The sequence below is a fragment of the Arthrobacter sp. 49Tsu3.1M3 genome, from assembly GCF_900168135.1.
In the GTDB taxonomy this organism is placed as follows: domain Bacteria; phylum Actinomycetota; class Actinomycetes; order Actinomycetales; family Micrococcaceae; genus Arthrobacter.
Window position 1 is genome coordinate 1 of sequence record NZ_FUZD01000032.1, and the last position, 25,537, is coordinate 25,537.

The 25,537-nt window shown below is 63.6% G+C and carries 25 protein-coding genes; 10 read left to right on the forward strand and 15 right to left on the reverse strand.

Annotation, left to right across the window (positions count from 1 at the left end; all coding sequences use genetic code 11):
• The 9 genes from B5X90_RS20135 to B5X90_RS20175 form a co-directional block, all read right to left on the reverse strand.
• Positions 1 to 509: sugar phosphate isomerase/epimerase family protein (locus B5X90_RS20135; protein ID WP_143264845.1), on the reverse strand; the 509-nt coding region annotated here is incomplete at its 3' end.
• Positions 510 to 629: 120 nt separating this feature from the next.
• Complete coding sequence (locus B5X90_RS20140; protein ID WP_256860360.1) at positions 630 to 953, reverse strand: putative quinol monooxygenase; 324 nt, start codon at positions 951 to 953, stop codon at positions 630 to 632.
• 65 nt (positions 954 to 1,018) lie between these two features.
• Positions 1,019 to 2,191 carry a Gfo/Idh/MocA family protein gene (locus B5X90_RS20145; RefSeq protein ID WP_079555671.1) on the reverse strand — a complete coding sequence of 391 codons (1,173 nt, stop codon included), beginning with the start codon at positions 2,189 to 2,191 and terminating at the stop codon, positions 1,019 to 1,021.
• Positions 2,192 to 2,261: 70 nt separating this feature from the next.
• Positions 2,262 to 3,077, reverse strand: coding sequence for a sugar phosphate isomerase/epimerase family protein (locus B5X90_RS20150; RefSeq protein WP_079555672.1), 816 nt, complete (start codon positions 3,075 to 3,077; stop codon positions 2,262 to 2,264).
• Complete coding sequence (locus B5X90_RS20155; protein WP_079555673.1) at positions 3,074 to 4,228, reverse strand: Gfo/Idh/MocA family protein; 1,155 nt, start codon at positions 4,226 to 4,228, stop codon at positions 3,074 to 3,076. Before B5X90_RS20155 ends, B5X90_RS20150 begins: the two co-directional genes overlap by 4 nt.
• Positions 4,229 to 4,234: 6 nt before the next feature.
• Entirely contained in the window at positions 4,235 to 5,221 is a 987-nt protein-coding gene (locus B5X90_RS20160) for an ABC transporter permease (RefSeq protein ID WP_079555674.1), read from the reverse strand.
• Positions 5,222 to 5,224: 3 nt separating this feature from the next.
• On the reverse strand, positions 5,225 to 6,733 hold the full coding sequence (locus B5X90_RS20165) for a sugar ABC transporter ATP-binding protein (RefSeq protein ID WP_079555675.1): 1,509 nt from the start codon (positions 6,731 to 6,733) through the stop codon (positions 5,225 to 5,227).
• Between the two features lie 51 nt (positions 6,734 to 6,784).
• Positions 6,785 to 7,945 carry a substrate-binding domain-containing protein gene (locus tag B5X90_RS20170; RefSeq protein WP_079555676.1) on the reverse strand — a complete coding sequence of 387 codons (1,161 nt, stop codon included), beginning with the start codon at positions 7,943 to 7,945 and terminating at the stop codon, positions 6,785 to 6,787.
• A gap of 48 nt (positions 7,946 to 7,993) precedes the next feature.
• Positions 7,994 to 8,476, reverse strand: coding sequence for a hypothetical protein (locus B5X90_RS20175; RefSeq protein ID WP_079555677.1), 483 nt, complete (start codon positions 8,474 to 8,476; stop codon positions 7,994 to 7,996).
• A 207-nt stretch (positions 8,477 to 8,683) separates the two neighbouring features.
• On the opposite strand from B5X90_RS20175, the gene B5X90_RS20180 reads away from it, so the two are divergent.
• Positions 8,684 to 9,745, forward strand: a complete 1,062-nt coding sequence (locus tag B5X90_RS20180; protein ID WP_079555678.1) for a LacI family DNA-binding transcriptional regulator — start codon at positions 8,684 to 8,686, stop codon at positions 9,743 to 9,745.
• 54 nt (positions 9,746 to 9,799) lie between these two features.
• Here B5X90_RS20180 and B5X90_RS20185 read toward each other — a convergent pair whose 3' ends face one another.
• The 5 genes from B5X90_RS20185 to B5X90_RS20200 form a co-directional block, all read right to left on the reverse strand.
• Entirely contained in the window at positions 9,800 to 10,909 is a 1,110-nt protein-coding gene (locus B5X90_RS20185) for a hypothetical protein (RefSeq protein WP_079555679.1), read from the reverse strand.
• A gap of 168 nt (positions 10,910 to 11,077) precedes the next feature.
• Positions 11,078 to 12,304, reverse strand: coding sequence for a PucR family transcriptional regulator (locus B5X90_RS20190; RefSeq protein ID WP_256860361.1), 1,227 nt, complete (start codon positions 12,302 to 12,304; stop codon positions 11,078 to 11,080).
• Positions 12,301 to 12,516 (reverse strand): hypothetical protein, encoded by a 216-nt coding sequence (locus tag B5X90_RS21755; RefSeq protein WP_256860362.1) that lies wholly within the window; start codon positions 12,514 to 12,516, stop codon positions 12,301 to 12,303. The genes B5X90_RS20190 and B5X90_RS21755 overlap by 4 nt, the downstream gene beginning before the upstream one ends.
• A gap of 521 nt (positions 12,517 to 13,037) precedes the next feature.
• On the reverse strand, positions 13,038 to 14,807 hold the full coding sequence (locus B5X90_RS20195; protein ID WP_079555680.1) for an FAD-dependent oxidoreductase: 1,770 nt from the start codon (positions 14,805 to 14,807) through the stop codon (positions 13,038 to 13,040).
• A gap of 24 nt (positions 14,808 to 14,831) precedes the next feature.
• Positions 14,832 to 15,095: a UBP-type zinc finger domain-containing protein gene (locus B5X90_RS20200; protein ID WP_079555681.1), complete on the reverse strand. Its 264-nt coding sequence runs from the start codon at positions 15,093 to 15,095 to the stop codon at positions 14,832 to 14,834.
• A 470-nt stretch (positions 15,096 to 15,565) separates the two neighbouring features.
• On the opposite strand from B5X90_RS20200, the gene dnaK reads away from it, so the two are divergent.
• Genes dnaK through trxA form a run of 6 tightly spaced genes read left to right on the forward strand, consistent with a single transcriptional unit; the run spans position 15,566 to position 22,318 of the window.
• A complete protein-coding gene (dnaK, locus tag B5X90_RS20205) occupies positions 15,566 to 17,464 on the forward strand; it encodes a molecular chaperone DnaK (protein ID WP_079555682.1) in 1,899 nt (632 codons plus the stop codon).
• 8 nt (positions 17,465 to 17,472) lie between these two features.
• Positions 17,473 to 18,015, forward strand: a complete 543-nt coding sequence (locus B5X90_RS20210) for a nucleotide exchange factor GrpE (RefSeq protein WP_079555683.1) — start codon at positions 17,473 to 17,475, stop codon at positions 18,013 to 18,015.
• Entirely contained in the window at positions 18,008 to 18,949 is a 942-nt protein-coding gene (locus tag B5X90_RS20215) for a DnaJ C-terminal domain-containing protein (protein ID WP_079555684.1), read from the forward strand. Before B5X90_RS20210 ends, B5X90_RS20215 begins: the two co-directional genes overlap by 8 nt.
• Positions 18,946 to 19,260, forward strand: a complete 315-nt coding sequence (locus B5X90_RS20220; protein ID WP_079555685.1) for a chaperone modulator CbpM — start codon at positions 18,946 to 18,948, stop codon at positions 19,258 to 19,260. Before B5X90_RS20215 ends, B5X90_RS20220 begins: the two co-directional genes overlap by 4 nt.
• Complete coding sequence (gene clpB / locus B5X90_RS20225) at positions 19,257 to 21,893, forward strand: ATP-dependent chaperone ClpB (RefSeq protein ID WP_079555686.1); 2,637 nt, start codon at positions 19,257 to 19,259, stop codon at positions 21,891 to 21,893. Before B5X90_RS20220 ends, clpB begins: the two co-directional genes overlap by 4 nt.
• Positions 21,890 to 22,318: a thioredoxin gene (trxA, locus tag B5X90_RS20230; RefSeq protein ID WP_079555687.1), complete on the forward strand. Its 429-nt coding sequence runs from the start codon at positions 21,890 to 21,892 to the stop codon at positions 22,316 to 22,318. Before clpB ends, trxA begins: the two co-directional genes overlap by 4 nt.
• Positions 22,319 to 22,431: 113 nt before the next feature.
• On the opposite strand, the gene B5X90_RS20235 is transcribed toward trxA, so the two are convergent.
• Positions 22,432 to 23,394, reverse strand: coding sequence for a LysR family transcriptional regulator (locus B5X90_RS20235; RefSeq protein WP_079555688.1), 963 nt, complete (start codon positions 23,392 to 23,394; stop codon positions 22,432 to 22,434).
• A gap of 217 nt (positions 23,395 to 23,611) precedes the next feature.
• Here B5X90_RS20235 and B5X90_RS20240 point away from each other — a divergent pair, with 217 nt between their 5' ends.
• The 3 genes from B5X90_RS20240 to B5X90_RS20250 all read left to right on the forward strand — a co-directional run.
• Positions 23,612 to 24,019, forward strand: a complete 408-nt coding sequence (locus B5X90_RS20240) for a hypothetical protein (protein ID WP_026536895.1) — start codon at positions 23,612 to 23,614, stop codon at positions 24,017 to 24,019.
• Between the two features lie 18 nt (positions 24,020 to 24,037).
• Positions 24,038 to 24,898 (forward strand): alpha/beta fold hydrolase, encoded by an 861-nt coding sequence (locus B5X90_RS20245; protein ID WP_079555689.1) that lies wholly within the window; start codon positions 24,038 to 24,040, stop codon positions 24,896 to 24,898.
• Between the two features lie 189 nt (positions 24,899 to 25,087).
• Positions 25,088 to 25,537: aldehyde dehydrogenase family protein (locus B5X90_RS20250; protein ID WP_143264846.1), on the forward strand; the 450-nt coding region annotated here is incomplete at its 3' end.

Consider the following 25,537-nt stretch of genomic DNA (forward strand, 5'->3'; position numbering starts at 1 on the left):
TCGTCGAAGACGTCCAGGATGGGGTTCCAGCGGTCCGCGAAGTCCTGGTAGCCGGCCTCGATGACCTTCTCCGGCACGGGCGGGAACATCGCGACGTACTGCCAGATGGAGGATCCGGTGAACCCGACCACGGTGTCGACGCCGAGGGCCTTGGCGAGGCGGGCGGTGTGTTTCATTTCCTCGGCCGCGCGCTGGCGGACGCCTTCCGGCTCGCCGTCGCCCCACACGCGCGCCCCGACGATGGCCTCGTGCCGGAAGTCGATCGGGTCATCGCACACCGCCTGGCCCTTGAGGTGGTTGGAGATGGCCCAGACCTTGAGGTTGTACTTCTGCAGCACGGCGAGCTTGGATTCGACGTAGCCGGGCTCGTCCCAGCGCCAGGCGTCCAGATGGTCGCCGGAGACCGCGATTTCCAGGCCGTCGTAGCCCCAGCCGGAGGCCAGACGGGCGACTTCCTCGAAGGGCAGGTCGGCCCACTGGCCGGTGAACAAGGTGTACGGGCGGGGCATATCAGGCTCCTACTGGGTGTTGGGATGGATGATGAATCGGCAAGATGTTGCTTCGATGGTTTTGGCAGAAGCATCAATGGGCGCCCCAGGGCTGCCTTCCGCGATAGCCCCTGGCTCGTGTCAAGCCAGCGGCGTAAGAGGAGTCACCGAAAACGGCACGGCCAGCAGCGGCGTCACCATCTGCACAAAATCCTTCACGTGGCTCTTGTCGTTGTGTTCGACGAGGTCTTGGCGGCTGTTCCATCCCTCAAGCAGCACGAAGGTCCCCGAGCGCTGGTCGTCGGTAAAGACGGTGTACTCCAGACAGCCTGGATCGTTGCGGCTCACCGACTGCAGCCTGGCGAGCGCTTTCCGCACTTCGCCGCCTCGCCCTTCTTTGGCTATGAAGACAGGCATCAGCCAGACTTCTGCTGCGTTGCGTTGAGCCGGGAGTGCGGTGGCCATGTTTCCATCCTTTTATCGGGTTTGGGGTTCGGGGGGACAGCAGGCGCCGTCCCCCCGAACGGGTGTTAAGCGCTGATCTGCGGGACCTCGACCCAGGACTCTTTTGCAGCTGATTCGACGATCGCGTCGTCGATGAGGGCAACCTGATAGCCGTCTGCAAAGTTGGGGCTTACGCTGCCGCCTTCTGCGATGGCTTTGAAGAAGTCATAGGCCTCGATGATCTTCGTTTCGCCGTAGCCAATGCCGAGGGCAGGAATGGGCCAGAGTCCTTCTCCATAGGGATGTGCCGGACCGGTGTAGATGGTGCGGAAGCCGCGCCGGTCGCCCTGGTCGGACGCGAAGCAGACCTGCAGTTCGTCGCGCCGTTCGTAGTTGAAGACGATACTGCCCTCGGTTCCGTGGATTTCGAAGGTTATGTAGTTGTTCCTCCCATGAGCGTTGCGTGTCGCTTCGACGGATCCGACGGCCCCGTTGGCGAAGCGGATCATGGTCATGACTTCATCATCGACATCAACCTGGCCGCGGGGGCCCTCCCCGCCCCGTACGGTGCCGAGTGCGTCCGCCCCGCCTGTTTGGAGCGGTCGTTCCGGGATCCAGGTGGACAGGACGGCATTGACGGCGCTGAACTCGCCGACGAGGTACCTTGCCATGTCAATGACGTGCGTTGCGATGTCACCCAGGGCACCGGAACCTGCGATGGATTTCTGGAAGCGCCAGGACAGGGGGGAGTTCGGGTCGGCGCTCCAGTCCTGCAGATAGGTGCCGCGGAAGTTGAGGATTTGTCCGATTGCCCCTTCCTCGATGTATTTCTTTGCCAGCGCGACTGCGGGGGTGCGCCGGTAGTTGAAGGCGACCATGTGGACGATGTTCTTGTCTTTGACCGCGTCGTACATCGCCTTGGATTCTTCGCCGGTGCGGGCCAGCGGCTTTTCGCAGATGATGTGTTTGCCTGCTTCAGCGGCGGCGATGGCAATTTCCGCGTGGAGATGGTTGGGTGTGGCGATGTCTACGACGTGGATGTCCGGATCGTCAATGATGCTGCGCCAGTCAGCTGTGGAGTTCTCGAACCCGAAGCGGCGGGCCGCTTCGGCGGCGAGATCCGGGTTAGCTTCAGCGATGACTTTGCGGACCGGGAGTGCCGGTGCCGGCCAAAAGAACATGGGCATGGCGGCGTAGGCCAAGGAATGGGCCTTGCCCATGAAGCCGCCTCCGATGAGGCCGACGTTGAGATTCTGCATGTGGATCTTGTTCCTTCCGGGAAGTTCGGGACACGCCGGCTGTGGCGGCCCCTCGCGGTTGAAAAATCAGTTAAAGGAGCTTCTCAAGGTATTTCTTGCTGATTTCTGCGGCGGCTCGCGGGTCACCGTCGTAGTTGTCGAGTTCGACCATGAGCCAGCTGTCGTATCCGCTTTCGCGGATCGCGGCGATGATGTCCGGGAAGTCGAGTTCTCCCTGGCCCAGCGGCAGGAAATTAAAGGGGTCCTTCTGGAAGTCCTTGAGGTGGACGTGCTGGATCCTGTCAGGGTATTTCCGGATGACTGCGGCCGGGTCTGCGCCACCCGCTGCAAGGTGTGCCGTGTCCGGGCAGAAGCCGATCCGGGTCAGCGGCATGAGCCGATCCAGATCCTCCGGGCCTTCGACGATGGTGCTCAGGTGCGGGTGGTAGCTTGCCGAAAGGCCAAAGCTCTCGGCGATGTCCGCCACGCTGTCCAGCGCCTCACCGAGGCGTTGGTAGTCCTCGTCAGTGGTTCCGTTCGCGCGCCGTGCTCCGCCCCCCACAACGAGCCGTTCCGCTCCGAAGCTCGCGGCCAATTCGGCGGCGCGATGAATGCGGTGCATTTCGTCCGGGAGGATGTCGGCGTAGATGAAGTTTGCCCCGGTATACACGCTTGTCAGTACGACTCCTGAACTGCTTAGGATCTCTTTGAGTTCTTCGGGCTTTTCCGCGTACTCCGCAAGGTTCCCGTCGAACATTTCCACACCCTGATAGCCGACGGATGCGATGTCCTTGACGGCGTCCCTCATGGAGCCGTGGGTCATGTAAAAGAGGTCCTTGACGCTCGTAACGCCTTGCGGGTGGCCAACGACGCCGCCCCAGGTGATGGAACAGTAACCAAGTTTCATTGCTTGTGCCTTTCAGATGCGGAGGAAGACTTGAGTAATTCGAATGGGGTGTCAATACCGGGAACGTCTACCCATGACCGTTGTGCAGCCGAGGTGACGAGTGCATCTGTCAGGAGCGCTGCACGCAGACCGTCCCCGAACGTGGGCAGGCCTTCGGGCGCCTGTCCCTGGACGGCCGCGTAGACGTCGGCGACAAAGGAGTTGAAGCTGTCCTGGTATCCCTGGGGATGTCCCGGTGGGAGTTTGGCGTAGCTTCTGCCGCCCGGGGTGGAAAGGGACTCCGGGCCCACGGGGATGACGGAACTGGACCTTGTACTTCCGACGTGAAGGGTGTCAGGCCGTTCCTGGTTGAAGCTGAATGACGCTTCGGTTCCGTCGAAGGAGAACCACAGCCGGTTCTTTCGGCCCGGGCTGACCTGGCTGACGACGAGGGAGCCCGTGGCCCCCTTGTCGGTCTCGAAAACGAGCGTGGCGCCGTCCTCTGTAGCGACGGAGGACAACTGGCCGCCGGTTTCACGTTGGTCGTGGGCCCGGCTGGTCTTTGCCACCAGGCTGGTGATTCTGTGTCCGGTGGTGAACTCCATCAGGTCGCACCAGTGCACACCGATGTCACCAAAAGCCCTGGAGGCTCCTCCGAGTTTGGAGTCGACGCGCCAGTTTGTGGCTTCCGCGCCCGCCAGCCAATCCTGCAGGTAGGAACCGTGCAGCAGCCAGAGACGGCCGGCGTCGCCGCGCAGGATACGGTCCCGGGCCTCGCGGACGGCCGGATAGAACCTGTAGACGAAGGGCACGCCCGTGACGACGCCTGCCCGGTCGGCGAGGTCCGTGAGTTCCCTGGCGTCCTCAACGCTCGTGGCGAGGGGCTTCTCGCAGACAACTGCTTTCCCGGCTGCGATCGCCCTACGGGCAAGGTCGGCGTGGGTCGCGTTCGGGGTGCAGATGTGGATGACATCTACGTCGGCTCGTGCGATCAGGGCTTCGGGGGACTCGGCTGCGGTTCGGGCGCCGAGGGAGGCTGCTGCCGCTTCGGCGGAAGCCTGGCTGCTTCCGGCGATTGCACTGACTTCGCCGCCTGCTGCGCGCACCGCGTGGGCATGGACTGAGCCCATGAATCCTGTGCCGATGATTCCGGACCGTAGTTTGAGGGTCATGTGGTTTTACTTCTTCCGGGCGAGGGCGACGGCCAGGATGATGATGGCGCCACGGACCACCTGCTGTTGGCTGCTGTCCAGACCGGCCAGGATCAGGCCGTTGTTGATCAGGCCAATCAGAAGGGCACCGAACAGAGTTCCCATGATGGAACCGAATCCGCCGAAGAGGCTTGTCCCGCCGAGGATGACGGCGGCGATGGCGGACAGTTCATCACCCGATCCCCACTGGAACCGGCCGGACTGGAGACGCCCGGCATACAGCATGCCGGCGACGGCCGCGACCGTGCCCGAGATCAGGAGCACCTGGAACTTGATGCGCTTGGTGTTGATGCCGGTGAACTCAGCAGCGTTCCTGTTGCCGCCGGTAGCGAGCACCTGGCGGCCGAACCTGGTGCGGTTCAATACGACCGCGCCGACCGCAACAAAGAGGGCGCTCCAGACGACCAGGCCAGGAACGGGACCGAAGTCCCCGGATCCAAAAATCATGTTGAATGCGTCATTCAGGATCGGCTGGGGGGCCGAGGCCGTGATCCACTGGGCGACGCCCGCGGCGATACCCAGCATGCCGAGCGTCACCAGGAAGGAAGGGATACCCAGGAGGCTGACCAGCGCGCCATTGATGGACCCGACGACGAGTCCGACGGCGAGGCCGGCGAGGATGCCTGGGACCAGGCCCCACTGCGATACCGCCATGGCCGTGCAGACACTGGCCAGTCCGGCCACTGAGCCGACGCTGAGGTCAATCTCAGCGCAGGAGATGACGTAGGTCATGCCCACTGCGATGACGGTGATGGTGGCGGTCTGCCGGAAAATGTTCAGCAGGTTTTGGGGGGTCATGAATCCCTGGTCGCGCAGCAGGACGGCGAAGAAGAGGAAGACGACAACGAACCCGATGTAGATGACGTAGCGCCGCCAGTCGAGCTCTTTGAGGACCGTGCCAAAATTGCGGGGTGCCGCCATATCGCGGGCGGTGATGGTGTTTGTCTTGCTCACTGTTCAGACTCCCTGGACTGCAAGTTGAAGATATTCCTCGTCAGCGATATCGCTGCGGGGGATGTCACGGATGACGGAGCCGTCCTTGAGGACGAGGACGCGGTCGCTGACCGCGAGTAGTTCCGGGTACTCGGAGGAGATGACGATAACTGCTTTACCGGCGCTGGCGAGTTCGCGGATCATGTCCAGGATCTCGCTCTTGGTGCCGATGTCGACGCCGGCTGTGGGTTCGTCCAGAATCAGGATGTCCGGGTCGGTGCCCAGCCACTTGGCGATCACCACCTTCTGCTGGTTTCCGCCTGAAAGCAGCCGCACCGGGCGGTTGGGGTGGGCGACCTTGACCGCGAACTTCTTGATGAGAGACGAAGACAGATCCTTGCCCTTCATGGAATTAAGCAACGGTCCCCGCTGGATCTGGCCAAGCAGGGGCAGCAGCAGGTTGTCCCGGACCGAGTGGTCCAGGACGAGGCCTTGAGCTCGCCGGTCCTCGGGGATCAGGGCAACCCCGGCGTCTATGGCCTGCTGGGGGGAATTCAGGTTGATCTTCTCCCCGCGGATGAGGATGTCACCGCTGTCCCGCCGGTCGATGCCGAACAGTGCCCGGGCGAGTTCGGTGCGGCCGCTGCCCATAAGACCGGCCAAGCCCAGGATCTCCCCTGGCCGGAGCGAGAAAGAGACGTCCCGTACACGCCGCCCGGCGTTGAGGCCACGCACCTCCAGCAGGGGGGCGCCCTCGTGAACCACGTGGTCCCGCTCGCGGTAGGCCAGCTGGCCTTCGATCTTTCTGCCGACAATGCCCTCGACGATCTGTTCGGGGGTCACCGCGCTCAGGGGCTCGGTGAGCAGCCGCCGGCCGTCCCGGAGGATAGTGATCCGGTCGGCAAGACGGTAGACCTCGTCCATGCGGTGCGAGATGTAGATGATCGAGATGCCGCGCTGTTTGAGGCGGTCGATGAGTTCGAAGAGCGCCTCAGATTCGTGACGGGCAAGGCTTGCCGTGGGTTCGTCCATGATCAGCACCTGGGCGTCCTGCGAGAGCGCCTTGGCGATCTCGGTCAGCTGCCAGTAGGCGGTTCCGAGCCGGGATACCTCGGCCCGGGGATCGACGTCGACCTCCATTTCGGCGAAGACCTCCTTGGCCCGGCGGACCGAGGCACGGTCATCAATGAGGCCGCCTGCGCCGAGCGGTTCAGCGGCCAGGAAGATGTTTTGCGCTACCGTAAGGCTCGGTACGAGGCTGAATTCCTGGAAGACCATCCCGATGCCGGCAGTCTTCGCATCCTGGATCGAGTTGATCGTCGCTGGCTTGCCGCCAATGATGATCTCTCCCGCGTCAGCCTGATAGACGCCCTGCAGGATCTTCATGAGCGTGGATTTGCCGGCCCCGTTGCCTCCTGCGAGGGCATGGACCTCGCCTCTGCGGACGTCGAAACTGACATCCTTCAGGACGGAAACGCCGTTGAAGCCCTTGGAGACAGAACGCATCTCGACGACATTGTCTGCGGTGTTCATTGTTGCCCTTTCGGGACGGTGCGGGTTGGCACCCGCACCGTCCAAGTCTGGCTACTTCTTGTAGGACTCTTGAATGTCCTTGGGAGCGTCCTCGTGGTAGACCTGCTTCCAGGCTTCCAGGACGTTGGAGTGGTCAACCGGGACGGCGCTCAGGGCCACATAGGCTGGTGCTTCCTTACCGATGAGGGCGCCTGCTGCCAGTCGAGCCTCCGTGACCCCCTGATCGAAAGGAACCTGGGCGCCGAGACCGACGACGAGCTGGTCTTTAGCCAACGCAATGGCAACGTTCTTTCCAAGGTCCTCGGTGGCGATCTTCAGATCGTTTCGGCCTGCGCCACGGGCTGCGGCCATGACGCCTTCGGCCGGGACGTCCCACACGGCCCAGATGCCGCCCAGGTCGGCGTGCTTGCTCAGCATGGCATTTGCAGCGGCCTGAGCGTCACCTGCGAAGTCAGGGCCCGCGATGCCCTTTTCTTCAACGATCTGGATGTCCGGGTAGTCCTTAGTGATGGTCTCCTTGAAGCCTTCGTAACGCTGCTTGGTCACGAAGAAGTCGGCCTGATGGAAGATAACGCCGATCTTGCCCTTGCCTCCGATGGACTTGGCCATCTGGTGCGCGGCGACGACACCGTTGCCGTAGTTGTCGGCGGAAACCACGGAAACGTAATCCTTGCCGGCTGTTAGTCCTTGGGGAACGTTGTCCATGAAGACGAGCTTCGTCCCAGCTGCCGCCACCTTTTTGTAGGCCGAGGCCGTGGCTACCGGGTCAGTGGGAATGGAGATCATGATGTTCGGGTTCTGCGTCATCACGGTCTCGATGTCCGACACCTGCTTGTCCGGCTTAAAGTTCGCGTCTGTCGTAGCGATGACCTTTATGCCGAGCTTTTCGAATTCACTCTTGAGGCCGTTCGTTTGGGCAGTGGCCCAGTCGTTGCCGCCATAATGCATCACGATCGCAGCCTTGGCATTGAGCGCCTTGATCTTCGCAATCTCTTCGGGCGTGAGATCTGCAGTCGATGCCGGTGACGGCGTCTCGCCGTTGGGGCCCTTGCTCAGGACCTGTCCCTTGATCTTGTCAAGGGCCTGCTGGGCCTTCTCGGACACTCCGGTGTCAGGAGCGCTCGAGGTGCCCGCCGTCGAACTGCTGCAGGAAGCGACGGAAATGGACAGGGCTGCGGCCAGGGCCACAAAGGGAAGCCTGCGGATCATCATTGTTCTCCAGTGCTTGTGTGTGGGGGGATAGGTGATGGATGGTTGGGGTCAGGCCAGGGCAATGGCGAGGGAGGGGGGCACCGGTGAGAGGACGAGTCCACCGGCGGCGGAGGCTGTGCGGACAGCACCAGCCTTGTCTGAAGCCCTAACAACGGCCTCTGCGTGCTTTTTGTCGACGAAGAGCCCCAGAGAGCACGGTCCATAATGGGCTTGTACCCACTTCACCGCCTCGCCCGCAGCCTTTGTCATTTCGCCGGCCGCCTCAGCGACCGAGCCGTCAATGGTCGACAGCGACTCGGGAGCCCCGGCCTGGTCGACGGAAACGACCAAGCTCGTCCACAAGAGGCTGTTATCGAACACGCCGATGACAGCCGAGGAGCCGGCCGAAACGAAGGTGCGGACAGCGACTGCGAGATCATCACGTGCTGTGTCCGCCAGGAGCAGTACCAGATTTGCCCACTGGGCCTGGTCGATGTTTCGACGGCCAACGCTCGGATCGAGTAAAAGTGCGTCGGCGGCGGTGTCGCTCATCCCGCTCCCTCTCCATTGAAGTACTAAAGTCGTGAACGTTTACGAAGATACCGTGAACGTTTACGCTAGCGATCGTAAACGTTCACGCAGATCCGTGTCAACCATCACACAGAGTCGATACGCAGTCCGGGGTAAGGCTGGCGACGTAAGATAGAGGCGTACAAAGCCGCCGTCGTCTCGGCCCCCACCAGCCGGACAGGAGAGAGCATGACAGGCACGACGATTCCCCGCGAGGACCATGGCCGGGCTCCGGACGCTCCTTTGCGGCGGAAACCGACCATAAACGATGTTGCCCAACTTGCAGGGGTCTCGTTCGGGACGGTCTCGAGAGTCCTCAACAACGCCCCCGATGTCAGCGCCTCGACTCGCGAACGAGTCCGCCGGGTCATCGAGGACATCGGCTACCGCAGGAACCGCGCAGCCACCGCTCTGGTCACAAGCCGGTCGACCTCCATTGGCATCCTCTCGGACGGCTCCCCACGTTTCGGCCCGGTGGGAACACTCATGGCACTGGAAAACGTTGCGCGAAACAAGGGCTACGCGACAACCGTGATCAGCGTCCAAAAACCCTACGAAGAGTCCGTCCAGGGGGCCCTCGACAGTCTGGACGATACTGGCGTGGGAGGGATTATCGTCATCGCGCCCCTCGTCGAAATGGCCGCGGCCGTCTGGAACGCGTCGTGCCGCCTGCCACTGGAGATGATCGCCGCCGGGGCGTCGTCAACTCCAAATGTTTTCACATACTCAGAAAATCAGGAGCTCGGAGCCAGACTCGCCACCCAGCACCTCATCGACTTGGGCCACACCGACATCGCGCATTTCGCTGGCTCCATGGACTGGTTCGACGGACGGGTTCGCAAGCGCGGCTGGGAAGCTGCGCTCCGTGACGCCGGCCTCAAACCGGGCCTGTGCGTCGAAGGAGACTGGAGCCCGCGGTGGGCCTACGAGACCGCCCTCCAGCTCGTCCGGGAGGCAAGGATTCCTCAGGCGATCTTCGCGGCCAGCGACCATACTGCCCTCGGGCTGATACGCGCGTTCGCCGAAAATGGCGTCCGCGTCCCGGATGATGTGAGCGTCATCGGTTTCGACGATATTGAAGGTTCCGACTATTTCCTGCCTCCGCTGACCACGGTGCGCCAAGGCTTCACTGGCCTTGCGCTGATGAGCATGGAGGTGCTTATCGGCGCCATGGAGGGGCGCGACGTGGACCGAACGCCAATAGCCCCTGCTCTTGTCGTCCGGGACAGTACCAAGCCAGCCACATCCTAGGTAACAGCGTGCCCCGGGCCGATATAGCGCCTGGCCGGGTGGCCTCCGGCCGGATTATTCGTCTTCGTCGACCGACTGGCGACGATGGCGTTCCCGTTGGCCGTACGCCGCCCGAAGAATGTCGTCCTTTGACTCGAATCCGGAGCCCAACGCACCACCGATGAGCGCCGCCGATGTCGTCATCCAGGCGACTTCCACAAAGTCCCAAACATTCACCGGATGTTGCAGGGTCTGCTCCAATAAGGAACCGTCGATAGTGAACGCCGCAGCCAACAGCACGGCCACGAACAGCAGGATGTAGCTGATCACGACGCCGATCATCAACGACCACACTGTAGACGTGTTATACAACGAAGCCTTGAATCGTTCGAGGCTATCGTCGCGCCGGGGGCTCTCCCACAGATCGTGCTGGGTGATGATCCAAAACACCATCGAACTGATCGAAAGAACCATCAGCAACGTCAGTCTCGGCGCCCCCAGCAGGTCTGCGAGTTGCCAGATTGTGTTCGTGACAAGCGCAAATGCGCCTGTGGCGATCGCGGCGGCCATTGCGCTTCTCAATCCGAGGGCCAGCCGCCACGGACGGTTCGCCCGCAACATGCCCGCCAGCAACCGTCCGCGGCCTAGGCGGGTTGCTGAGACGTAGCGGAACCCAATCGGCCCGTCGACAAGAACAGCAGTCTCGATGTGCCGCGATTGGTGCAGCGAGGGCGGACCGAATTCCCCGGCGTCATCCTCGGGATCGAAGCGGCGGTGCATCGCCCAGCCGAGGTCGGCGACGGCAGTGCGGACCCGGCGGTCGATGTTGACGGCACCGAGCGCGGGCAAGGAAACCAGGGAGATCGGATCCCCGAGCGCAACTTCCGCGACCACAATCCGGCCCTCGAAACGAATTGGAAGATCGGTCAGGCAGACCATGACATCCCATGCGCGGCGGATCCGGTGCTTCGCCATGGAGTCCAGCATCGGCGCCAACCCATTGCCAGCCGTAAAATCCTGGTACTCGATCACCACGGACCAGTCGTGGCGCTCATCGGCAAGGTTGAGCAGATGGACCACTTCGCGGCCGTTGCGCTCGGCAAACTCGGCCGTGACCTCCGGTTCGGCGAGCACGCCCAGAGTACGGGCACTGATGCGGTTTACGTCGCCTGAACTGTCCGGCACGCCCGGCCTCCTATGGTTCAGTGTCTATGACCAGCGAACTGGATGTCAGTTGCTCTGCCCGCCATGGATGCCGCATTGCCCCGCCTGTCCGGAAGCTCCCACATCCCAATCCGGCGGGTCAACCCGCGCCGCGCCGACCTCTCGGCTGTTCGGCCGGTTGAGGCCTGGCTATGGGACGTGAAAAGGGGCGCCGTGCGGACGAAGGCGCCATGCGCGCGTTGCGACGTGCAGGTTTAGTCGGGTCTCGGGATCGGCAAGGTCGAAGCCGGTGATCTGCCGGATGGACTTCAAGCGGTAACGCAGAGTGCTGCGATGGATGGTCAGGCTCTGGGCTGTACTGTCATAGTTGCCCCCGTGGTCCAGGTACTGGGCCAGGGTCTGCACCAGGTCAGACCCCCGGCTGTCGTCGGCGCGTTGAAGGGTACCGAGCCACTCGTCGATATAACCGGCCAGATCCGGTTTGCCCCCGGCTGGGTCCAAGATGCGGTAGATCCCCAGTTGATCAAAGCGGGTGACACCGTAGCGATCGATTGAACCGGCCCGGATATGCAGCGCGTGCAGGGCTTCCGAGAAGGAGCGCGGAATCTGGGCGACATCCAGGCTTGGACCCCCGATGCCGACGGCCCCGGTGGCACTTCGCAGGGTCTTGGCGACAACGGAAAAGACCTCGGCACCCAACGGATCTCCACGTACCACGGCAACAGCCATGTCCCCGCGCCGTGAAACGAGCGCAGATGAACGGAGATCCCGGAACGTCCTGCGCAGTGCGACCACGACAGTATCGTCAGTTCGTGGCGGCTGCCACTGCGCCACGATGACGTGCTGCAGGCCACTGATGTCATATCCCAGTGCCTCCGTACGAACGCCTGCGGTTGCGCCATCCGTTCCAGACACGAGTTCGTCCACGAGGTCGCGGCCCAGCCTCAGTTCCAGCTGGGCCAGGCTGCGGCGGTGCGACAACTCGACCTCCAAGAGCCGCGTTGCATACTTCAAAGCGAAGACGTTGCCGGCTGTGACCGGCCTGTCGGTTGCCAGCATGCAAATGGCCCCCAACACCTCGCCGTGCGACAGGGCAAGGGCAACGAGCCTTCGCGGTTCGGGGACTGGTGAGCCGGAGGCGAGCCAGAGCTGCGCAGTCCGCGCCCTGGCCGCCGCGCCAAGCCTGGGGTAGGGGCGTTTGGACCCGGTCCCCGCCGCCGCGCTGATATGCCCGAACGCGTCCTCAATACAGATGGGCCGCCCCGTCAGCTGTGAAAGGACCTCCGCCAGGAGTCCCTCCCGGGATTCGCTGTCCCCGAGGTCGGCAGCCGCGCCCTGGTCCAGGGCTTCCCGGATCCTGGCGTGTTCTTCAAGCTCAAGTACCGTCGCAGAGAGGGACAGGAGACGCTGGTTCATGTCGTCACGGCGGAGCAGCTGACCGGGAGAGCGGAGTCCCTGCCGCGGAGGCGCCGGACGTCTCGATCCTGAGGCAACGCCGCGCGTTTGGGCACCGGCTTCAACTGGCCATCCACCGCTAGGTAACGGTCCTTGACCTCACAGAACGACATGTCCGACACCGCCTGCGCGGCCGTGTTGAGGATTTCCTCTGCCACACGTCGATCGAACATATTGATCCTCGTCTCTGTCCGAAGCAAAGGGGATCTCACAGGGGATACACCCCTGGGCAGACCGGAATCCGTTGCCCTCTTTGATCGAGACTCGGCTCAAGCCGCTTGTCCCGATCACGGAATTTAGAATCGGCCACTTTCGGGTCCCACGGTATGACGCCCTGAAAATGAACCCCGGCGCAGGCTATCCAACGCCGTACTTTGCCGGGATACCGGCGAGTCGTCTCCGGCCGGCCCGGCCAACTCAGCGGCCGATGCCGCAAGGCCGGGATCGGCATACCAACACCATCAAAACTACGCCCGTATGTCGCCGTTGTTAAGCTCTTGTCATGTCCCTGCGGATTGCTATCAGCGCTGGTCGCTCAACGGTATTTCGGGACGTTATCGGCGCTGCCGCGGCATGGACAGGTTCCGCGGCCGCCAGCCGGATCTGCGTTCCGGACGTCCATATCAACGAGGCACAACTTAATGGCCGCGGTGACTTGACTGAACATCGCGAAATTTGTGCCGGGCGTCTTCCCTCACAGCCTGGGGGATCCTCCGGCTGGACTTTCACTGTCACTCACTCCAACGCGCGCCGGTCCATTCTGGAGGAGGCGCAGGTGCTCGTGGATCATTGCCACGGCTGTGGAGCCTTCACCGGCGGCGGCCGTTACGCGCTTCACCGATCCATGCCGAACATCGCCTGCCGCGAACATCCCGGGAACGCTGGTTTCCAGGGGCAGTCGTCTGCGTCCCAGATGGCTGAACTCAGGAGGAAGATCCTCGAGGTCAGCCCCGGTGAGCACAAAGCCGTGATCATCCAGGGCGACAGTACCCTGCAGCCATTCTGTGTGCGGCGTGGCACCGATGAAAATGAAAAGGTATCGGGAGTCGAAGATGCGTTGTTCGCCAGTGGCTCGCAGATCGACGACGATCCGTTCGAGGGCGCCTGAACCGTCTACGCCCACGATGTTGGCCCCCAGCAGTACCTCTATGCCCGCGTGCTCTTTGATCCGTTCCGCGAGGTATCTCGACATGTCCGCGAGAAGGTCCGCCCCGCGGACCACCAGGCGCACTGGTGATCCCGTGCCAGCCAGGAAAAGCGCGGCCTGCCCCGCGGAGTTTCCACCGCCGACGACGGTCACCGGCTGCACTCCGCAGAGCCTGGCTTCATGGACAGTGGCGGCGTAGAAGACACTGATTCCCTCGAATTCCTCCAGCCCGGGGACCGGCAGCCGGCGGTAGCGCACCCCGGTTGCTAGCAGCGCGGCCCGTGAGGATGCAGGGCCGCTCTCGTTGAACTCGGCGCGGAACTCGCCGTCCCTCAACTCGATGGTGCGTGCCGGGCAGGCGACGTTGATCTGGACTCTGAACTTGCGGGCCTGAAGGATCGCGCTTTCAGTCAGTTCCCCGCCGGAGATTCCGGCGGGGAAGCCGAGGAAGTTCTCGATCCGCGGCGACGTGCCGGCCTGCCCACCTAACCCGAAGCCTTCCTTAAGGACGACCGACAACCCGTCGGACGCTGCGTAGACGGCGGCCGCCAGGCCGGCCGGACCGGCCCCGATTACCATGAGATCGTACGTGGCCGAATGCTCTTTCACTGCCCGCAGGCCCATGGCGAGGGCCAGTTCTGCGTTGGATGGGTTTCTGAGGACCTGCGAAGCGTTGAGCACCACTGCGGGCAGGTCACTTTCGAGGATCCCGGCCCGGTCCAGAATGGCCTGCGCCTGCTCGTCATCCTCCAGATCGACCAGTCGGTGTGGCAGGCGGTTGGCGGCTGAAAAATCCAGGAGGCGAAGGGTGTCACGGCTGAAGCGGGATCCAACGATGCGGATGCCCGCGCCCGCGCTGATCAGCAGGATTCGGCGCTGAAGATATGCCCGCAGGATGGTCTCTCCCACCGCGGCGTCCGTCAGAACCACACGGCGCAGATCGTCCCCGCTGACCTGGAGCACTTCACACGCCTCGGCGGACACAGTGCTGACAAAGGCCGGCTGCCCCTCGACCAGGCCCAATTCCCCGAGGAACCGTCCCGGACCGTGAACTTCGAGGATCCGCGTGCCGGGGCCCAGCTCAGCAGGCTGTCTGCTACCGCCGTCATGCAGCCCCTCCACGACCACTACCGTGCCCTGCAGTATGACGAAGAAGTCACTGTCGAAGTCTCCCTCTTGTATGAGGACTTCGCCGGCGGAGGTAGCCCGGCTGGTGCCGGCACGGCCCAACAACTCGATCTGGGCTTGGCCGAGCCGTGGATAGGCGCCGGAGACATCCGGCGTTTCGATCAGCGTCGAGTCTGCGATAGGTTCCATCAGTTGGTTGCCCCCGCCAATACCCTAGACAAATGCCTCATGGGGATAGCACCAGCGCCAGTCCTCGCCGGGCTCTAAGGAACGAACGATTGGATGCGACTCGGTGGCGTGGGCTCGGGCGTGCCGCATGGGGGAGGAATCACAACACCCGACATGGCCGCAGGAGAGACACAATCGCAAATGAACCCACGGAGTGCCCAAAGACAGACACTCCTCGCAGCCCTGCGGCGTGCGTACCCGCACCGGACGAATCTGCGCGAGATGCGGATCAGGAATTCCAGGAATCATGTTGGCTCCTATGGCGGTCCGGCCATGGAGCCGGCCTCGCCGCGACAAGCGACAGTAAGGGTTGCGTCGGAACTGACCGGCGCCATGGGCACCATCATGGGGCGGCGCGATTGGGTGCACGGGTTAAAGCACAGTAGTAGACCCGCCTGATTGGCCTGTCAAGTGCTGCATCCGGGAATTCCGCGCCGAGCAGGGAAGCGACGACGGCGGGACCCTCCCGTCGTCGTCGTGCCTTGTGTACCGGAATTGCACCCGTGGACCCTCGTCCTGGCAGGTCAACTCCCTGGAGCATGTTTGACCCCCGAGGGTCATGCCGTCGCCACCTCAAGGGGGAAGACTCAACCCCATAAGGCCCCATGACAACGCCCATGGGCCTCGCGGCCCCAGCAGTACGGGCGTGCGTCATGAGGTGCAACCTCGGGCGGACGTCGCCACAGGGCCGGTCGCGCCCTCCAGGACCGGAGTGAGTCATGGCCAAAGCAGTAGGAATTGATCTCGGAACAACCAACTCGGTGATCGCCGTCTGGGAAGGCGGGGAAGCCCGCGTCATACCCAACGCGGAAGGAGCCCGGACCACTCCGTCCGTTGTGGCGTACACGGACACCGGGGAACGGCTTGTGGGGCAACTGGCCCGCCGGCAGGCGATTCTCAACCCCAAGGGGACCATTACGTCGGCCAAGCGGTTTATCGGCCGACACTACGACGAGATCACGGATGAGGCCAAGGCTGTGAGTTTCGACGTCGTAGGGGACGACAACGGCGTGGCGCGTTTTCAAGTTCAGGGCAAAAAAGTCGCGCCCGAAGAGGTGAGTGCGCTCGTTCTCCGCAAGCTGGTGGACGACGCCGCGAAGCAACTGGGCGAAAAGGTGACGGAGGCCGTAATAACGGTGCCCGCGTACTTTAACGACGCACAGCGAACCGCGACCAAGGACGCGGGCAGGATTGCCGGGCTGGAAGTCCTGCGCATCATCAACGAACCAACTGCAGCAGCCCTGGCCTACGGCATAGACAAACGCCAGCATGAGACGGTGTTGGTTTTCGACCTTGGCGGCGGAACGTTTGATGTGAGCCTGTTGGACGTGGGGGACGGGGTTGTGGAGGTCCGCTCCACGGCGGGTGACACGCACCTCGGCGGAGACGATTTTGACCGCCGGCTTGTCGACTACTTGGCTGACGACTTCCAGAAGGAGTCGGGCATCGACCTCCGGTCGGACCCCCAGGCGTTGCAACGCCTGTTCGAGGCGGCAGAGAAAGCGAAGGTCGAGCTGAGTTCCGTGACCCAGACCCAAGTCAACCTTCCCTTTATCACTGCCGACGCCACTGGACCCAAGCATCTGACGACCACCGTTCGGCGTTCCGTTTTTGAAGACATCACCCACGACCTGGTGGAACGCACCATGGGTCCGGTCAAGCAGGCGATGACGGACGCCAAGGTGACCGCCAACGACATCGATGAAGTGATTTTGGTCGGTGGCTCCACCCGCATTCCCGCGGTACAGAACGTCGTTCGGCGTCTGACCGGCGGCAAAGATCCCAACATGAGCGTCAATCCAGACGAAGTCGTGGCTATCGGTGCGGCGATCCAGGCCGGTGTGCTCAAGGGAGAGGTCTCGGACGTCCTGCTGCTAGACGTCGTGCCGCTTTCCCTGGGCGTGGAAACTCGCGGTGGCGTGATGACAAAGATTATCGAGCGCAACACGACCATCCCCGCAAGGCGCAGCGAAGTGTTCTCCACCGCCGACGACAACCAGCCCGCCGTTGATGTGGTGGTCTTGCAGGGGGAGCGGGAACTGGCGGCGGATAATCGGCTGCTGGGCCGGTTCCAGCTGAGCGATATCCGTCCAGCGCCCCGCGGAGAACCGCAGGTCGAGGTCACGTTCGACGTGGACGCAAACGGCATTCTGAACGTCACCGCCCGCGACAAGGACACGGGTAAGGAACAGGGCATCACCATCAGCGAAGGCTCCAACCTCGACGCCAAGGAAGTCGAGCGCATGATTGCCGAGGCTGAGTCCCACAGAAGCGAGGACGTGCAGAACCGGGAGCGGATCGACACCCTCAACGAACTCGATGCGGTGGCCTACCGCGTTGAGCGGGCCGTCAATGACCTTGGCAGCGCAGTCCCAGTGCACGATAAGGCCAGAGCGGAACTGCTGGTTGGCCAGGCGCGCGACGCCGTCAGCAACCAGGCGGACGTTGGCGCCGCGAGGGAACTGATTTCCGAGCTTCAGCAGCTGCAGTCGGCGCTGAGCGCCTCGGCTGCTACCGCGGCCACTGCAGGCGCGGGCCAGGGATCCGCATCTGGGCCCGGAGCGTCCGAGGACGCAAATGACGATGACATCGTCGATGCAGAATTCGATCGGGGCTAGGAACGGCCATGAGCGACCCGGCAGGGCCGGCTGGACAGGCCCAACCAGGAAGTGACGAGGCAGAGGCCGCCACACCCGATGAAAGGGAAACCGAAGCGGCGGCACAGGCGGAAGCGCTGGCCAAAATGGAGGATCTGTGGCGCCGTGCGCTGGCTGACGCGGACAACGTCCGAAAGCGCGCCGCCCGGGACGGCGCCCAGCTAAGGGCACAGGAACGCGCAGCGGTCTCTCTGGCGTGGCTCCCCGTCCTGGACAACCTGGAACTGGCCTTGGCTCACGCCCCGTCTGCAGGGGATCCGCTCATCGACGGCATAGCCGCTATCCGATCCCAGGCCATCGATACCCTGGCCCGTCTGGGCTACCCGCGGATCGACGCCGAGAACGTCCCCTTCGACCCGCGGATTCACGAGGTGGTCAGTGTGTCGGAAACGGACGAGGCTCCCCCCGGGACTGTGCTGACCGTCCTGCGCCCGGGCTACGGCGGCACGGACACCATCCTCAGGCCAGCCGCCGTCGTTGTGAGCCGGGCGGTGAATGCTGACCGTGGCTAAGGACCCATATGCCGTTCTCGGCGTCTCCCGGACGGCGGATGCCGACGAGATCCAGCGCGCTTACCGCAAGCTGGCGCGAAAACATCATCCGGACGTCAGCCGCGATCCGGACGCCGCTGACCGGTTCAAGGAAATCGGCGAAGCCTACAGCACTCTTTCGGATGCCGAAACGAAGGCGCGCTATGACCGCTTCGGCGCCGATTTCCGGCAGTACGCCGGCAGCGGTGCCGGTCCGGCTGGAGGCACTCCGCGATGGGGGTCCGGCGGCCCCCGGCCAGGTCCGCGGCCGGGGCGCGGCGGGTACGGCGACGTCGGCGTCAATAGGGGTGGCGACGTCGATTGGGAGGACCTGCTCGGTGGCTGGTTCCGACAGCAGGGAGCAGGCCCGGCCCAGGGGGCGGACCACGAAGCTGAGCTCCGGCTGACCCTCGAAGAAGCGATCCGTGGCGGACGGCGCACGGTCCGCCTGGCCCAGCCGGGTGGCGAAACCCGGAACTATGACGTTGACGTGCCCGCCGGTGTGCTGGACGGTCAGCGCATCCGCCTCGCGGGGGAGGGCGCCGAGGGCCGCGACGGGGGTCCATCGGGGGATCTGTTCCTGACCGTACGCATCCAGCCGGACCCCCGATACCGGCTCAAGGGCCGGGACATTCACTTCGACCTTCCCGTCACGCCGTCGGAAGCCGCTCTCGGGGCCAAGATCAAGGTCAACACGCCAGCGGGCCCGGTCACGATCACCGTACCCGAGGGGTCATCCAGCGGACGCAGACTTCGGCTTCGCGGGCAGGGCCTGCCCGATCCGAAGGGCCAGGCGGGGAACCTCTACGCGGAGATCCGCGTCATGGTGCCCCCGCGGCTGAGCAGTCAGGTGCGCAAGCTATACGAGGAGCTTGCCGCTGCGTCCGACTTTCACCCGAGGGAGGGGCTTCTATGAGCCGAGAATATCCGCTCGCCTACCCGTGGCGCCTGAATCTCGAGGCGGTGGCCCGGAGCAGCGGCGTCCACCCCGACGTCGTCATGCGGTTCGTAGATCTGGATCTGATCCGGCCGCTGGGCGATGCGCCGGGCGGGCCCTGGTTCAGTCCGCGGGCCCCGGAACTCATAGCGCGCGTCATGAGGCTCCATTCGGAGCTGTCGCTGAACTACGCGGCAATCCCGTTGGTACTCGATCTGCTGGTGCGAGTTGACTCGCTTGAACGACGACTGGTTGAAATCACGCAGGTGGAAGGGACTGCTTCACGATGAACATGGAGAGTTTGACGCAAAAGTCGCAGGAGGCGTTGGCGGAGGCTCAACGGATAGCCCAACGCAATGGGCACACTGAGACCGACGGGGAACACCTGCTGCTGGCCCTGCTGGAGCAGGAAAGTGGCCTTGTCCCGCGCCTGCTCGTGGGCATGCAGGTGGATGTGGATGAGTTGAGGGGTGCCGTCGAAGCCGAGCTGAGGCGCAAGCCAAAAGTCACGGGCCCGGGAGCGGCACCGGGCCAGGTGTATGTGAGCCGCAGGCTGGGCGCACTCTTGGACGCCGCCGAACGTGAAGCCAAGCGGCTCAAAGACGAGTATGTCTCGGTGGAGCACCTGCTGGTGGCCCTGGCAGAGGAGGGACGGTCCACAGCGGCCGGAAGGGTGCTGGCTGATCACCGGGTCACCCGTGAGTCATTCCTGTCGGTCCTGACCCAGGTGCGCGGAAATCAGCGCGTCACCTCGGCAACACCGGAGCAGACTTACGAGGCGCTGGAGAAGTACGGCCGCGACCTGGTGGCGGACGCCCGCACTGGAAAGCTGGACCCGGTCATCGGCCGCGACGCGGAAATCCGGCGGGTGGTCCAGATACTTTCACGCAAGACCAAAAACAATCCGGTGCTGATCGGCGAGCCTGGAGTCGGCAAGACCGCCATCGTGGAGGGACTGGCCCAGCGGATCGTCCGGCAGGATGTGCCGGAAGGGCTGAAGAACAAGACCATCTTCTCGCTCGACATGAGCTCGCTCGTGGCCGGTGCCAAATACCGCGGCGAGTTCGAGGAGCGGCTGAAAGCGGTGCTGGCCGAGGTCCTGGCGGCAGAAGGCAGGATCCTGCTCTTCGTAGACGAGCTGCACACCGTCGTCGGGGCAGGCGCGTCCGAGGGGTCGATGGACGCCGGGAATATGCTGAAGCCAATGCTGGCCCGCGGGGAGCTGCACATGATCGGCGCCACCACCCTCGACGAATACCGCAAACACATTGAGTCGGATGCGGCTTTGGAACGCCGCTTCCAGCCGGTCCTGGTCGAGGAACCCGACGTCGAGGACGCCATTTCCATTCTTCGCGGCCTGCGGGAGCGGCTTGAGGTCTTCCACGGCGTACGGATCCAGGATAGTGCTCTGGTGGCTGCGGCCACCCTTTCCCACCGGTACATCACTGACCGGTTCCTTCCGGACAAGGCCATTGACCTCGTGGATGAGGCGTGCGCCCGGCTGCGGACGGAAATTGATTCGATGCCGGCGGAACTGGATGAGCTCACGCGGAAGGTCACGCGGCTCGAAATAGAAGAGGCGGCACTCTCCAAGGAGACCGATCCGGCCAGCAAGTCCCGGCTCGAGGAGCTGAGGCGGGAATTGGCCGACCTGCGCGCCGAGGCCGACGCGAAGAGGGCCCAATGGGAAGCCGAGCGCCAGGCGATCCACAAACTGCAGGAAATCCGCAGTGAACTGGAGCGGGTGCGGCAGGAGGCTGAGGAAGCCGAGCGGAACTACGACCTCAATCGGGCGGCGGAGCTACGCTATGGCAGACTTGCCGACCTCGAACGGCGGCTGGCCGCCGAGGAGGAACGGCTGACCGCGAAACAGGGTGAAAAACGCCTGCTCCGCGAGGTGGTGACGGACGACGAGATCGCCGACATCGTCGCGGCCTGGACAGGCATACCGGTCGCACGGCTGAAGCAGGGCGAACGTGAGAAAGTCCTGCACCTGGACGAAATCCTGCGCGCCCGTGTCGTGGGGCAGGAAGAAGCGATTAGTGCTGTGTCGGACGCCATCATCCGCGCCCGCTCCGGTATCCGGGATCCCCGCCGGCCCATCGGCTCCTTCATCTTCCTCGGCCCGACCGGCGTAGGGAAGACCGAGCTTGCAAAGGCTCTGGCCGCGGCGCTCTTCGACAGCGAGAACGCAATGATCCGGCTGGATATGAGCGAGTACCAGGAGCGCCACACCGTGAGCCGCCTGCTGGGGGCGCCTCCTGGCTACATCGGTTACGACGAAGGAGGACAGCTCACTGAAGCGGTACGCCGGAAGACGTACTCGGTGGTGCTGTTCGATGAGGTGGAAAAGGCCCATCCGGACATTTTCAACACCTTGCTGCAGGTGCTCGACGACGGACGGATTACGGACTCGCAGGGCCGGACCGTGGATTTCCGCAATACCGTCATCATCATGACCTCCAATATCGGCTCCCAGTATCTTCTGGAGGGTTCGGCCGAAGGCGGGGCGATCACCGAGGAGGCGCGCGGCATGGTGATGGGTGAGCTCCGGGCACATTTCCGCCCCGAGTTCCTCAACCGCGTGGACGATACGGTCCTGTTCGCACCCCTGGGACTGCCGCAAATCGAACGCATCGTTGATCTGCAGTTCCAGCAGCTGCGGCAGCGGCTGGCCGAGCAGCAAATAGAGCTGCACCTGACCGAGGAGGCGCGCCTTCTGATAGCCGAACGCGGCTTCGATCCGGTCTACGGAGCCCGCCCCCTGCGCCGCTATATTTCCCATGTGGTGGAAACTCAGGTGGGCCGGGCCCTGCTCCGTGGCAGCATCGCGGAAGGCGGAGTGGTCACGGTGACAGCATCCGGAGGGGAACTAGTCGTTGACTACAGCATGATGGAGCTGGAAGAGGCTGGAACGGCATGAACAAGGCCATCATCAAATGTCCCCATTGCGGCAAATCCAACCGCGTTCCGGCTGTCGCCGACGGCCGGCCGCGCTGCGGAAGTTGCCACCGGGAGCTTCCCTGGGTGGTGGAAGCGGGCGACGACGACTTCGGCGAGATCGCCGAACAGTCCGGTGTTCCGGCACTGGTGGACTTCTGGGCGGTGTGGTGCGGACCCTGCCGGATGGTGAGCCCCGTGCTGGACCAGTTGGCACACGAACGCGCGGGGCAGATCAAACTTGTGAAGGTCGATGTGGACCACTCCCCGCAGCTCTCCGCCAGATTCGCCATTCAGGCAGTGCCAACGTTGATGGTCATCGTCGACGGCAAGATCGTCGCGAGGCAGGCCGGCGCAGCGCCCGCGCCGGTGCTGCGGTCCTGGTTGGAGGGGGCACTCACGAAGTAGCTCAAGGACAGCGGACGACGGCGGGCGGACCTCAGCCAGTGCCTTGGCGGGCAACCAGGACCCAGAGACGATATCGGCGGCATTTCGTGGCTGCCCTGCGATCGTCAGTGGCGCTAATTGGACTGGAGCGAAGAGGATAGGGAGGCAGGCCGACGGGAGTCGACGAGGTTCGGGACGCCTCCGAAGGAGGCCAGGGTCCGGGCGGTCTCCACGAACTCGCGTGCCAGCTCGTCATTGACGTCAGTGCGCCATGCAATCGACAGCGGAGAGGGCGGGACGTCTCTGACCGGGATGAAAGACAGCCCCGGACGGTCATAGAAACGCTGGGTGGAGGCTTGAGTGAACGCAATGCCCCGCTCGCCCATGATGGCCTCGAAACACTCGTCGACGGTGGCTACCTGAGTGCCCAGACGGACCGGCTGCCCGCCGCGGGCCTGGGTTGCGAGCCAGAAATCCCGCCATTTATCCGGAGCCTTGCGGGCGACGAAGGGCTCATCAACGACCTGTTCCACCGAAACCTCAGACAGACCGGCAAAGCGCGAACTGCTGGCAACTACGAGGACCCGCGGCTCAATGAACAGTGTCTCAATGGCGAGCCAGTCAGCCGCCGGCAGGGGCGGCCGCACAAATGCCACGTCAGCGCTTCCGTCGGCAAGTCCCGCGGTGGGGTCGGCGAAATCGAAGGACCGCATCTGGACGTGGATTTCCGGGTGGTTGTTCTTGAAGGCGGCGAGGATCCGCGGCGTCAGCTCAGCAGCCGCGTTGGCCTGAAAGCCGACAATCAGGGTGCCCCGCACGCCGCTGGCGACCTCACGCGTCAGCGAAACAGCGCGCTCGGCGGCGGATAAAAGGCGCTTAGCTTCACCCAGCAGGACATCCCCTGCGCTGGTTAGGGAGACGCTGCGGCTGCTCCGGATCAGCAGGGGAGTGCCCAGAGAGTGTTCGAGCTTCCGTATTTGGACACTGAGGGATGGCTGGGCGATGTGGAGCCGGGCAGCGGCTCGCCCGAAATGCAGCTCTTCCGCAACGGCGACGAAGTACTGCAGGACGCGCAGGTCAAGCTGTGGCTGCTGCATCGTTCAACTCTAAGCTGCGCCACAACCGGGGTCCAATAGTTTCAGGCTATCGGTGGATAGGGGACAGGTATTGGACCGTTCGGGGCAACGGGAGCTGCAATGGAAACAGCGAAGGGTTGCCAACGGATACAGCCGCAAAGGCACTCCAGAAACCCCGCTTAAGAGGCTCGGGCAGAGAAGCCCGACCCTCCGCGAGACCAATGAGAGGAACAACGAAATGACGGTCGCAACACGTGCCCCTTCTGTAGAATCCTGGGTTCAGAGCTTCACCGAGGCCAACAATCAGGACCCGGAGATTCAGGCCCACGGCAAGTACTTCACCTGCTCCTACCTGCTGGACATGGAGGCGCACACCTTCGTTGTCCGCGTGGTGTCCGGGACCATCGCCCAGATTTCCGTGGACCCGGGACCCATCGAGGTGCCCTACCAGTTCGCCATCCGGGCCAGCGCCCACACCTGGGGTGAATTCGGCAAGCCCGTCCCGGCTCCCATGTACCACGGCATCTGGGCCGCCACTTTCCAGCGCGACATGAAGCTGGAGGGCGATGTCCTGGTCCTGATGCAGAACCTGCGCTGCCTCACCCGCCAGATCGAACTGCTGCGCTCCACCGGCGCACCCGTCTAGACCATAGGAGTTCCTGACATGAGCAAAATTTCCCCCGTCACCGGTCACTACGTCACCGTCGACGTGGACGGCCTCGAATACAAGGTTTTCTACCTCGAAAACGGCCAGGGCCAGCCCCTTGTCTGCCAGCACACCGCCGGAGCCCACAACCACCAATGGCGCGGCCTGCTGGAGGACCCGGAGATCACCGCCAACTACCGCGTCATCGCCTACGACCTCCCCCGCCACGGCAAATCAGACCCGCCGGAAAACACCCAGTGGTGGACCGAGGAATACCAGCTCAGCGCGGACCACTTCGCCAACTTCATCGTCGCCCTCGTCGATGCATTGGAACTGGTTGACCCCATCTTCATGGGGTCCTCCTTCGGCGGGAACATAGCGCTGCAGCTCGCCCACCGCTTCCCGGAGAGGTTCGACGCAGTCATCCCCGTGGAGGGGGCGGACTACTCACCGGGGTTCTACCTCGACTGGTGGCAGCACCCCCATGCCAATGCCGCTCAGGTTTGCGGCAGCGGCACCTGGGACCTCATGGCCCCGCAATCGCCGGAGGCCGACCGTTGGAAGACCTGGTTCTACTACACACAGGGTTCCGAGGCGTTCAAGGGTGATCTGTACTTCTACTCGGTGGACCACGATCTGCGCGGCAAACTCGGCGAAATCCAGACCGATAAATGCGCGGTAGTCCTGATGACCGGCGAGTACGACTACCTCACCACGCCCGAAGACGGAGCCCGCACGGCCAGCCAGATCCCGGGTGCCGAGTTCATCGAAATGAAGGCTATCGGACACTTCCCGATGAGCGAGAACTACCCTGTCTTCAAGGGATACCTCGTCCAGGCTCTGGACCTGATCCGCACCAAGACAAGCGTCCGAGCCTAGCCGATTCTCACCCAAGGCGTCGGTGCCGATCCAAGAGGGTCGGCACCGACCCTGCCACCTCAATGGTGAAAGAAACACAGAAGATCCAGCGTCCTCATGCCTGCCTCTGGCAGCCGGACCGCACCAAACTGCTGAAGGTCGGGCTGCACATCGCCACGACTTCCTTCAAACCCCCTTGGAGATACAACGATGTCAATAAACGCCCAGCATGAAGCCGCGCTACTGGCGTCCGTTCCGACGGGTCTGCTGATCAACGGCGAATGGCGTCCGGCCGTGTCCGGGAAGACCTTCGACGTCGAGGATCCCGCGACCGGGAAGGTCCTGCTCAGCATCGCCGACGCCGGTCCCGAGGACGGCAAGGCGGCCCTGGACGCGGCCGCGGCCGCGCAGGAATCCTGGGCCAAGGTCCCGGCCCGGGAACGCGGCGAGATCCTGCGCCGCGCCTTCGAGCTGGTGACCGAACGGGCCGAGGACTTCGCGCTCCTGATGACCCTGGAGATGGGCAAGCCGCTGGCCGAGGCCCGTGGCGAGGTCACCTACGGCGCCGAGTTCCTGCGCTGGTTCTCGGAAGAGGCCGTCCGCGCGTTCGGCCGCTACTCGGTCTCCCCGGACGGCAAGTCCCGGCTGCTGGTGACCAAG

Coding starts and splice junctions, on each gene's coding strand:
- B5X90_RS20140 (WP_256860360.1), bottom strand. CDS start 953: ATGGCCACCGCACTCCCGGCTCAACGCAACGCAGCAGAAGTCTGGCTG.
- B5X90_RS20145 (WP_079555671.1), bottom strand. CDS start 2,191: ATGCAGAATCTCAACGTCGGCCTCATCGGAGGCGGCTTCATGGGCAAG.
- B5X90_RS20150 (WP_079555672.1), bottom strand. CDS start 3,077: ATGAAACTTGGTTACTGTTCCATCACCTGGGGCGGCGTCGTTGGCCAC.
- B5X90_RS20155 (WP_079555673.1), bottom strand. CDS start 4,228: ATGACCCTCAAACTACGGTCCGGAATCATCGGCACAGGATTCATGGGC.
- B5X90_RS20165 (WP_079555675.1), bottom strand. CDS start 6,733: ATGAACACCGCAGACAATGTCGTCGAGATGCGTTCTGTCTCCAAGGGC.
- B5X90_RS20170 (WP_079555676.1), bottom strand. CDS start 7,945: ATGATGATCCGCAGGCTTCCCTTTGTGGCCCTGGCCGCAGCCCTGTCC.
- B5X90_RS20175 (WP_079555677.1), bottom strand. CDS start 8,476: ATGAGCGACACCGCCGCCGACGCACTTTTACTCGATCCGAGCGTTGGC.
- B5X90_RS20180 (WP_079555678.1), top strand. CDS start 8,684: ATGACAGGCACGACGATTCCCCGCGAGGACCATGGCCGGGCTCCGGAC.
- B5X90_RS20190 (WP_256860361.1), bottom strand. CDS start 12,304: ATGAACCAGCGTCTCCTGTCCCTCTCTGCGACGGTACTTGAGCTTGAA.
- B5X90_RS21755 (WP_256860362.1), bottom strand. CDS start 12,516: ATGTTCGATCGACGTGTGGCAGAGGAAATCCTCAACACGGCCGCGCAG.
- B5X90_RS20195 (WP_079555680.1), bottom strand. CDS start 14,807: ATGGAACCTATCGCAGACTCGACGCTGATCGAAACGCCGGATGTCTCC.
- B5X90_RS20200 (WP_079555681.1), bottom strand. CDS start 15,095: ATGATTCCTGGAATTCCTGATCCGCATCTCGCGCAGATTCGTCCGGTG.
- dnaK (WP_079555682.1), top strand. CDS start 15,566: ATGGCCAAAGCAGTAGGAATTGATCTCGGAACAACCAACTCGGTGATC.
- B5X90_RS20210 (WP_079555683.1), top strand. CDS start 17,473: ATGAGCGACCCGGCAGGGCCGGCTGGACAGGCCCAACCAGGAAGTGAC.
- B5X90_RS20220 (WP_079555685.1), top strand. CDS start 18,946: ATGAGCCGAGAATATCCGCTCGCCTACCCGTGGCGCCTGAATCTCGAG.
- clpB (WP_079555686.1), top strand. CDS start 19,257: ATGAACATGGAGAGTTTGACGCAAAAGTCGCAGGAGGCGTTGGCGGAG.
- trxA (WP_079555687.1), top strand. CDS start 21,890: ATGAACAAGGCCATCATCAAATGTCCCCATTGCGGCAAATCCAACCGC.
- B5X90_RS20235 (WP_079555688.1), bottom strand. CDS start 23,394: ATGCAGCAGCCACAGCTTGACCTGCGCGTCCTGCAGTACTTCGTCGCC.
- B5X90_RS20240 (WP_026536895.1), top strand. CDS start 23,612: ATGACGGTCGCAACACGTGCCCCTTCTGTAGAATCCTGGGTTCAGAGC.
- B5X90_RS20245 (WP_079555689.1), top strand. CDS start 24,038: ATGAGCAAAATTTCCCCCGTCACCGGTCACTACGTCACCGTCGACGTG.